This is a genomic window from Candidatus Eisenbacteria bacterium (assembly GCA_018831195.1).
GTDB lineage: Bacteria > Eisenbacteria > RBG-16-71-46 > CAIMUX01 > JAHJDP01 > JAHJDP01.
Window position 1 is genome coordinate 35,585 of record JAHJDP010000088.1, and the last position, 10,616, is coordinate 46,200.

Here is a 10,616-nt window from a genome sequence, read left to right on the forward strand (position 1 = left end):
CTAAACCGTCTCCGCATTTTCATTCTGTTTGTCTTGCTGTTTTTTCGGCAGAAAGACCAGCACGGTCTTTCTCGTCCGCCGCCCGAGATATTTTCCGTCGGGTGCGTAGTCCGGCGGATAAAAAATGTCCAGCCCCCTGCCAAGAATAATCCGCCAGTCCTCCGTTTCGATATACCGGTCGTGCAACAAGGGATCGAATGTATAACTAAATTGAACGCCCTCATCATTCCAGCGAATCTTCAGGCGCTCCAGGCGCTCCCGCGATTCGGCTTCTCCGTTGACGCCGTAGCGCTCATTCAAGGCGTACATTGTTTGGAGTTCTATCGCGCATCCGGCGGGAAGACCGGCGTCCTCGGCGAATTCGATGAGATTTTGGAATTGGTATTCGGCGCGAATGTAGGGATCGACAATGCGGATCCATGCAACGCCCTTGAGATATGTCTGGAAAAGATCCCCATAGCCGACATCCCGCCGGCCGTCCTCTATCTCGACATACTCATGCGAAGGGAGCTCCGGCGCCTGCAAGCCTTCCAGCGTTACCGGAACGGCCCGCGCTATGAGGCTTCGGATGGACCGGACGGCCGTATCGGCGGCGGCGGATTGCGTGTTATAGACAATCTCCTGCTTTTCAAGCCTAGCCGTCAAAGAGGGAAGCTGATCAAGGGTCGCGAGAGTAAGAACATCTTCGCCGCCGTGGCCGAGAACGATCCGCCACTGGTCTTGTCCGGCACGGGCGCCGGCTTCGGGAAGGTGATAGACGCGGACACCCGCTTCCAGGAGGTCCATGAGCGCTTTAATCTCGAGGAAGTTTTCCCCGGTGATATGTCTCAGGTCCGGAACGGTCTCGATGATCAATTCCACAGACGGCCCGCCGCGCCTGCCGGCGTAATCACACAGGAAACGGACCCAGGGTTCACCCCGCGGCGTCTCCGAATTGTCGATCGATGCGCACATTCCCAGGATGGCGCCGCCGCCCGCCTGGGCGCGATGCTGGAGCCACGACGAGACCCGGCCGCCGCAATACCGGCGGCTTCCATCGCCGTATTTTCGCAACCGCGCCTGCATCTGAGGGCTGTTCAGATCCACGAGATGATCCAAATAGGGAATAATCATCTGCTTGTCGAGCAGTTTGTGCTCCATCTGATTTGTATAACTGCGCAGGCAGCGGTAGCAGGAATGCTCGCAGCGGCAGCCGTCCATGAGATCCCGCGCGACTTTCATGATCGCGGTCATATGTTCGGCGGCGGAACGGACATAGCCGGCGCCCCCCGGCACCCGGTCATAAAGCACAAGATCATAACATTTTTGATCGCCGTCCATCCGCCGGCTGAGGAAGCCCCCAATCTCACCGGGTTCGGCGCCGACGACCGACACCGCCGCCTCAATGCACGCCGCTTTGAGACTCGCATGAAACTTTTTTACCAAGAGCTCGGCCTCGGTGTCCGCCGGCTCCCCGGTCCCCGGTTCCCGCGCCGAACCGGATCCCGACAAGGAACCGTCGATACCCTCAAAGCGCAGGACCAGCACATCCGTTTCGAACTTATAGGCAAGATGATAGCGCCTGCCGCTTCCTCCACATATCTTCCGCCGGTCATTGATCCGCTTATGTTTGTCGAAGGATTCCTTGTTTGTCGGGCTGTGCCAATAACCGCATTCGATACATAGGTGGAAGCCCCGGCCGGCCTCTTCCAGCAGGCCGGAATTGACAATCATCAGTTCGCCGCGGCGCCGGTAGTCGTACGAAAATCCCATCTGCCGGGTGGTATCCCCATCGCCATGATCGAGCAGATAGGTATGGGTCAGATAGAAAGCCCGGTGCCGGTACTCTTCGTCGGCCCGGATGGCTTCCGCCCGTTCGGCTGTAAATGAATAGCACTCCAAAATCGGTTTGTCGTATTCCAATTCTCTGCCGCAATGGGGGCAAACAGAATCGCTTTCCTCAAATGAGACAAAATCGCACATTGAACAGGCTTTATAGGTTTGATCCAGATTCGGTGTTGAAGATCTGAAAAAATCCAAACCGATCACTTGGTATTTGCGTCCGTCCATATAAACAGTGTTGCCCGGCGCATACTCTTGAAGAGCGATTTCCATGCCCCTGAGAATGGGTTGTTTGGCTTCATCTTTCGCAATGAGGCGCGCCGCGTCGGCCGGAAAGGCATAGGACGGCAGAAAACCCTGAGCCGAGAGGTAAGAGAGGCAATACTGGGAATCGCACTGGGAGATGAGATCATGCAGGATCATCTCTTTCTGCGTGAGTTTTTTGGCCTCACTCGCTTTCCTGCCGAGCATTTTGAGCTTTTCATTGTTGATAAGGATGGCTTCATTCAATAAGCGCTGTCTTTCCACGAGCCAGGGTTGAAAGGCACTCCACAGTTGTTCCCTGAAAGAGCCCAGAATGCGCCCGACCTCTTCCGCGCCGAGCCAGGCCAAGCGTTCCGGCGCTCCCTCTTTATCTTTCCTGAAGGCCGTCATCACGGCACCGAGAATCTGCTCTTTCCGCCGATCGATTTCCTCATGCAAATGGTCCAGGCCGAGCTCCTTTTGCCCTTCAATCTGAAGCTCCGATAACCGGCCCGGCATCTCAAAATCGAGCTTTTCGAGTATCAGGGAACGGATCTGACGGCGGATGATCCTCTCGTTGTCAATGGTGAAGGAGGGCGGCTGGATCTCGCCGGATATCATCTCGACGGGACGGTCATAAAAATAGGTGTCATGGGCGCGGGCCAGGACAAAGGCATTGATGAGGGCGATGCGGTCGCGCCGCCCCGCGCGGCCGCTCCGCTGCGCGTAGTTGGCCGGTCCCGGGGGGATATTCCGCAGGAAGACGCCGGGGAGGTCACCGATATCAACGCCCATCTCCATGGTGGGCGTGCACACGAGCACATCGGTTTCACCGGATTTGAATCTCCGTTCAACCTGGGCGCGCCGGGTGCTCGAGAGATTCGCGGAATGTTCCTCCGCGATCATGCGGTAAGGCTCTCTGTACTTATAGGTCTGGATGTAATAATTCTCTTCCGGCTGCGGCTCGTAGGGCTGCAAGCTTCCCGCACACCGCCAGCGGGGGCAGACATTCCTAATGTTATGGGTGGTCACCGAACGGCAGCGGTCGCATTGGTAGGTCTTATCCGGGATCGTCAGCATGAGGCGCCGGTGATTGACCATCTGAACTTCTTGAGAGGCCTTGTCGTTGCCGATGCGCACCGGCACGATAAATTCGCGCCGGACCAGAAATTCGATGATCGCGGCCAGGATCTCCCGGGCTTGGGGCGGTTCAAAAATCCTCCCTATCAGATCCAGGAGAAAGGTCGTCCCTGTGGTGGCGGGATAATAGCCATAAACACGGTATGGCTTTCTGTCGGTGCTCCGCCGCTCAGGGAGAAATCCCACGGGCAGGGTGGACCGCCCGAAGGGATGGCGGTGGTCCTGCATCGGCTTGGCCAGCATGGGATGCGACAGGGCCCGTTTCCAGCGCATGCCGTCCAGCACGGCCGCCAGCAATTGATAAAGGTCCGCCGGGTTGAGGCCGGCCGCCTTTTGAAGCTCCAGCGCTTCCTGCGCCAGGGTCTCAAGATCCTGCTCTTTATCAAAATATCTGACACCAAGAAGACCCAGCCCTTCCAGGCTCATTCTTCTGGAACCGGTTCCGGCAATTTCTGCGAGCAGGTTTTGCTGAATGTCCTCGTATTCCGCCGAAATCTCATCGGGATTTTCAGGCCGGCGCACCTCTATCGCTTTTCGGCCGCTTTCATCCAGAATTTCCTTGGGACTGTAAATCTGGTGCTCCATCCGGTTTTCGAACAGCATCCTCTGGAGGCGTTCGATCCCCACCGGCTTGAGGCTCGATTTTCGCTCGCGTTCGAGAACCTGATAGATCAGTTGGCGGCCGATAAACTGGGAATGCTTGTGGTTCAGATACGCTGATTGAAAGGCCGTGTCCTGTCTGTTGTCGCAAAAGATCAACATTCTTCGCTGATCCGGCGTCAGATTCTGAAAGACCCCTTCAACGAGAATATTGATACTCACCATTGTCGCCGACCGGAGTGGGGTCACAATCTCCCGGCCTCCGGGAGACAATCCCTCACAAGCGGGGCACTTGTAAATTTCACCCAAATACGTCTTGGGTTGCTCGAGCCGGTGTTTCCGCTCCAAATCGGCGCCGGCTGAAGAATTCCGGCAGGAGGCGGCATCGCCGAAATGCAGCCGTCCACAGGTTATACAATACTTCGCGGCCGCTTCCTGCGTGTGGACCTCGGCGGAATCCGCATCGGTATCTTCGTCTCCGGTCTCCCGCATATCATTGAGGTTGTATGTTAAATGTACCGGCGTTCGCGCTCCTCGGGCTTCATCGGTCAATTGAATATCCGAAGGCAGGAACTCGTGCTTCTTGTGCTTGGTCGTTTTTTTGAGAACAAATCCCTGGAGGCCCTCATCCGACCGCAGATCACTGGAATAGGCTCTGAAATAATCCTGGCCGCAATTGCGGCAAACCTCGAGAGGAAGCGCACGGGATCCGCATTGCCGGCATTCATCGACAACCTCGGAATCAAGGAACCCACATTCCGGATTTGTGCAGCGGTAAAGACCCTGAAGGCCTCTCCAAAAGATATGCACCTTGGGCCGTATCATCGGACTGCCGGAACGCTGGGCCTTGGCGCCCAGCAAAAGATAGGCTTCGACTTCCCGGCTCGGAAAATCATCGGCCGCCGGCGTATAAAGTTGCCGGCCGAATTGTTGGCTGAGATGTTCGGTCACGCTCTCGAGGGAGTTGGGTTCGCTCAGTTTTTCCTCGATGGCGCGAAAGACCACATTGCGGGACAATAGAGCCCCAAGGAATTCCGCCGTCCTGTCGAAATTCGGATTCAGCTGAACATGGGCCAGCGCGATCTTCTTCGCCCACTCGATGCGGTCATCCGGCGCAATATATTTCCGGCAAAAAGCTTCGACGGTTTCGAAATCCGACAGTGCATGCAGCCCATGCAGATCGTCGAGCGAAATTTCAGACGATCCCGGCATGTAGGGTTCGGTTTGCGGGGGAAGATCTTCATATTGTTCAACGGTGACATGCTCAGGCAAAAACGTCTCGCCGAACAGTTCCTTCGCAAAGTCAGCGACCGGCTGCGTCGTCTCTCCCTTCACCGTTGCGCTCGTGCCGATGCAGATCAATTCCCCGTCAAGGCGTCCGACATGCTCCTTGAGCCTCCGCATAAGGCAAGCGACCTCGATGCCCCGCGCGCCGCTGTACGTATGGATTTCATCCAGAACTACAAATTTGAGATTCTCATCAAAAAGAATCCGATCCATTTTTCGCAGAAGCAGGTACTCCAGCATCGAATAATTCGTCATCAGAATATTGGGAAGAGAATGGGGATTCCGAATCTCACGCCGGTACCATAGGGCTTCTTTGCACAAGCCATCCGGCCGCAATTCCTTCTGGCTGTTCAGGGCGCTCGCTTCATCTTCCGGAGTGTCTCCGGTATATCGCGCGAAGGTCACCCCTGTTCCGGACAAATAATGCGTGAACCGTTCATGTTGATCATTTGCGAGCGCATTCATCGGGTACAGGATGAGCGCCTTGATCCCGGGTCCTGGATGCTGGAGGCAGTAATTCAATATTGGAATAAAGAAAGCCTCCGTTTTTCCTGAGCCGGTTCCGCTCGAGATAATCGTATTGTGACTCTTTAGGATTTGCTCTATCGCCTTCTGTTGATGGCGAAACAATTTCCAGGACCCAAAGGCCACCCGGCTGGATGCGCCCTGGGCTTCATCAGCCCGCAAAAGAGCAGGATGCAATCCGAGCGCCTCCCTCTGCTCAGCCAGGTTTTTCGATTCAACCAGATAGGGCCTTTGCAGAGAAAGATAGGGTCCCCGCCATAACAATTCCTCCTGGTCGAGCAACGAATGAATTTGCTTTCTAAGTTCTGCGTCAGCCACCGGAAAGGTCGTTTTGATATAGGACTTATACTCGGATTTCATCCGCTCAACGACGGTTATCGGCTGGGTCATCTCATCTTCCTCGGTCTTGGTTGCCGCTGTCCCGGTGTGCCTCTGTCCCGGTGTGCTGCTCTACCGCACTCGGCCCAAACAGCACACCGTTGCAATCGGGCGCCCTCCCACAAATCCACATAGAGGAGTTATCAAAATATCTCATCATGCCGCCGCATACCGGACAATAGACGGGCGGTTCATCGGCCATGGGGGCATCCGTCTCATCCATGACATGGGGATCGATCGGAAGCGGATAAATTCCACGCAACTTCAGATCGCGGATGATTTCCCCGGCGAGTTCCGGAGATTGAATCCGAAGCATTGATTCGTGACTCTCACTTTGCGAAAAGATATTCAGGCTTCCGTGCCAGAGAATGGTTCCATCAACCAGTGCGATTTTCTCGTGCATCTTTGGACGTTCACCATAGGAAATTCCCAAATTCTGAAAGACACCTTTTACTCTGACGTGTTCATCCCTCATATGACCCATTTGCTCAGCCGCCGGTTTGGTATAGATAGAAACCTCAACCTTACGTCTGATGAGGTCGCTGAGAATCGTGTAGTAGCTTCCGGCTCTCTTCGTCGTAAGGAACGGGGAAAATATGATGACGAATTTCAGGGCGTCAAGAAGATCCTGGCGGAATCGGGTGTGGAATTCACACTCTCTGACATGCTCAATGACGGTTTTGTCGGCCTGACCCATGCGCTATCCACTCCATCGAGTTTACAGGTGCTCATGTCGATGGCTCACTATCGATGTGCTAGATGATAATGCTTTCTGAAGTCATGAAATACAAGACCGAACCTTCTATGAGGTCTGGAGTTACGCAAGGATATAAGGATATACTGAACGCCGCACGCCCAGTGACCTGAGAGGGAGTTCAAATGAGAAGAACATTGCTGACCTTTACAGGCTTTCACGATCCTTTTACGAAGGGACTCTTGGGAGATGAAGAACAACCGGGACCGATCCTCTCATTAGTCTCGGCGCGTGCTTTTGATCGCGTCATTCTCTTCGAAACCCCGCATACCATCGCCAACTCGGCGACCACTAAATCCGCGATCGAGCAACGGAATCCAGAAATCCAGACGGAGATCCGCACCACCCATCTGGACGATCCGACGGATTACATCGCCATTCTTGACACATTACGCTCTCATTTTCATGAAATCAGCCGGGAGAATGCCGGCGATGCTTATTTCATCGCCGTGGCGTCGGGAACGCCGCAAATGCATGCATCTTGGATATTGCTCGCAGCCAGCGGCGAGATACCGGCGGAGGTTCTTAATGTGAGACCTCCAAGATTTGTGACGGATGACCGCCCCTTGGTCGAGCCGGTGAATCTGTACGCGGCCGCAGCGCCTCTTCTGTTTCGGACGGCCGGGCCGATTAAAGATGATACATGCCTGAGTCCTGCCAGGCCGGCGGATTCAAAGGCGCCCTCACCGAACCAGGCGATCGAGGACCCATCCGCCGTACTGCGGCACATGGGCTTTGTCGGTGACCATCCTTCGATGCACCGGGCGATCGACATAGCCTCCGGATTGGCTCCGTCGGAGGCGCCCATCCTGATTCTTGGAGAGACAGGGACCGGCAAGGAACTGTTTGCGAGATTCATCCACCGCTTGAGCGGTCGAGTGAAAGACCGTTTCGTCCCGCTGAATTGCGGTGCGATCCCGAAGGAGTTGGTTGAGAGCATCCTCTTCGGTCACGTCAAAGGGGCCTTCACGGGCGCTGTCCGCGATCAGATAGGCAAATTCGATCAGGCGGATGGAGGCACGCTCTTTCTCGATGAGATCGCTGAGTTGCCATCCTCAGCCCAGGCCAAATTACTGCGGGTCCTGCAAGATGGTGTCGTGGAACCGGTCGGGGCGATGAAATCCCATTGTGTCAATGTCCGCGTGATCGCCGCGACCCATCGCAATCTGGGGAAGGCGATCCATGAGCATAACTTCCGCGACGATCTCTATTACCGGATCGCCGTGGGTGTCATAAATCTAACCCCCCTGCGGGAGCGGAGCACCGACATACCAAAAATCGCGTTGACCATTCTCGACGAAATTAATAAGACCCTGCGTCGGCCGCGGCGCTTCTCTTTGGGGGCATTGCAACGTTTTCAGAACCACACCTGGCCCGGGAATGTCAGAGATCTTCGCAATACGATTGAGCGGTCCGTCCGGCTGGCTCCCCATGAAATGCTGGAGGCTGACGATCTCCTGATTCTTGATCCATCCGTCAAGAAGGATCCCTTCTCCGCTCTGCCGGAACCGGGGCCGGATTTCTCGCTTGAGGAATTCCTATCACAGACTCGGAAGCATCTCATACTAAGGGCATTGGAGATCGCTGGTAGAAATCAAAGCCAGGCGGCCAGACTCTTGGACCTGACCCCTCAAGCCGTTCACAAATTTCTGAAGGACAACCCCTCATGAAAGCTGTCATGACCCAGATCCCTGTCCTCTTCCTGATCCGGACGGCCATCTCCCGGCCTTCACCAAACCGTTGGAGGTTTAAATGAAACCGATTCCCAACCAAAATCCGCGGGCGCGGATCTGCGGCCGGCCGGCGCCGTTCCCGCTGCCCGCCGTCCTGATCGCGGCCTTCATTACGGTCCTCGCGACGGCCGCTCCGCTGGCGCAATCGCCTTTCTCCGTTCCGATGGTCGTCGACACCCTCTCCAACGGCCTCACGACGATCCTGGTCCCCTACGATACGCCGGGTGTCGTCGCCTACTGGACCGTTGTCCGCGCCGGATCCCGCAACGAGATCGAGCCCGGCCGAACAGGATACGCCCATCTGCTTGAGCACCTGATGTTCCGGGGCACAGAAAAATATCCGGCGGAAAAATACAACGAGGCGATCAGCTTGATGGGCGCCGACGCCAACGCCTTTACCGACGAGGATTGGACCGTCTACATCTGCACCATCCCCGCCGCCGAACTGCCCTGGATGATCGAAATTCAAGCCGACCGATTTCAAGACCTCGCCTACGATGAAGCCGGTTATGTTAAAGAGACCGGGGCCGTGCTTGGAGAGTTCAATATCGGGAAATCAGATCCTGGAACGCGGCTCGAAGAAAAGCTTCTTGAAACCGCCTTCATCCAGCACACCTACGGGCATACGGTCATGGGCTATGAAAACGACGTCAGGGATATGCCGGAAGGAATCGAATATAGCCGGCATTTCCATGATCTCTACTATTGCCCGAACAATTGCGCCGTCGTTATCACGGGCGATTTCTCGGTCGAAGCGGCAAAGAAGCTGATCCAGAAGCAGTATGGGGATTGGGAAAGGTGCGATGCGCCCCCTGCGCCGGACCCCGAACCCGTCCAGGAAGAGCCGCGGCGAAGTGATGTTAAATGGCCGGGTTCTACAAATCCGCGTCTCGCCGTCGCCTTTAAAATCCCTGAATTTCATCTGGATGACACCGACGCTCCGGCGCTTGAAATCATCCAGGCGATTGCATTCGGTCCGACCAGCCCCTTCTACCAGCGCTGGATCGAGGAAAGGCTGCGGGCGCAAAAGATCGAGGCCGAGGCCGCCCGTCTCGTCGATCCCCATCTCTTCATCATTACAATGACCCTCATCGACCCGGCCGATCTCGAAGAGGCGCGGGATGATATTTTAAACACGCTTAAAGACCTCGCCGCGAATCCGCCCTCAATCGAAGAATTGGCTGCGGTCAAGCGCCGTCTGCGTTATGAGACCGCCATGCGTCTCGAGACGGCGGGCAGCGTCGCCTACACCCTCGCTCAGTTCTACAATCTTACCGGCGACCCGGGGAGCATTTACAAATACTTCACACTTCTGGAGCAGGTGATGCCTGAAGATATTCAACGAGTCGCGGCAAGATACCTGATCGAAAATCAATCGACGACGGTAACGCTCGTTTCGGAGGAGGGGTAAAAATGCGGCGGCAATCCAATAGAGCCCAACAAATGCAGGAGATCATGCTCCTTCTGATCCTCATCGGCCTCCTCCTCGCCCCGGCGGCGCCCTGCTCCGCGCAGGGATTCTCCTTCCGCCCGGTGCTGATCCCTTCTTCTGAAATGCCCACCATCGCGATCCGCGTTCTCTTTGAAACCGGATCCGGAGATGACCCGAACGGCAGAGAAGGCCTTTGTTCAGTGGCGGCCCTTACAATGGCCGGCGGCGGCACCTCTGATCTATCGCATTGGGATGTGGTCAACGCCCTCTACCCCTACGCCGCGCAGATCCATGTTCAAGTAGACAAAGACTACACCGTATTCACCGCGACCTTCCACCGGGAGGTCTTGGAATCCGTCTATCCGGTCTTTCGAGACCTGTTGACGAGGCCCCGTTGGGATCCGGACGATTTCCAGCGCGAATGGAACGACGCGGTGAACTTTATCAATAGGGAACTCGTCGGGGAAAATGATGAAGAGCTCGGCAAGGCGGCGCTCGAGAAATTCATCTATGGGGCTGGACCCTACGGCCATCCCATCCGCGGCACGACAACCGGCCTAGACTCCATCACCCTTGCGGACGCGCAGAAGTTCGCCCTGGAGCACTTTGTCAGGGCCAGAATGCGCGTCGGAATCGCAGGCGCTTATCCTAATACCTTCCCGGGCCGCGTCATGACCGATTTGAATCTCCTGCCGGAGGGAAC

The 10,616-nt window shown here is 55.9% G+C and carries 5 protein-coding genes; 3 read left to right on the forward strand and 2 right to left on the reverse strand.

What is annotated here, in order from left to right; all coding sequences use genetic code 11:
• The gene (locus KJ970_15825; GenBank protein MBU2692392.1) at positions 1-6,006 is read right to left on the reverse strand and encodes a DEAD/DEAH box helicase; all 6,006 of its coding nucleotides are present in this window, start codon (positions 6,004-6,006) and stop codon (positions 1-3) included.
• Between the two features lies 1 nt (position 6,007).
• The gene (locus KJ970_15830; GenBank protein MBU2692393.1) at positions 6,008-6,691 is read right to left on the reverse strand and encodes a hypothetical protein; all 684 of its coding nucleotides are present in this window, start codon (positions 6,689-6,691) and stop codon (positions 6,008-6,010) included.
• A gap of 182 nt (positions 6,692-6,873) precedes the next feature.
• Here KJ970_15830 and KJ970_15835 point away from each other — a divergent pair, with 182 nt between their 5' ends.
• The 3 genes from KJ970_15835 to KJ970_15845 all read left to right on the forward strand — a co-directional run.
• Complete coding sequence (locus KJ970_15835; protein ID MBU2692394.1) at positions 6,874-8,418, forward strand: sigma 54-interacting transcriptional regulator; 1,545 nt, start codon at positions 6,874-6,876, stop codon at positions 8,416-8,418.
• Positions 8,419-8,500: 82 nt separating this feature from the next.
• On the forward strand, positions 8,501-9,892 hold the full coding sequence (locus KJ970_15840; GenBank protein ID MBU2692395.1) for an insulinase family protein: 1,392 nt from the start codon (positions 8,501-8,503) through the stop codon (positions 9,890-9,892).
• A gap of 2 nt (positions 9,893-9,894) precedes the next feature.
• Positions 9,895-10,616, forward strand: a 722-nt coding sequence (locus KJ970_15845; protein ID MBU2692396.1) for an insulinase family protein, incomplete at its 3' end; no start/stop codon positions are given.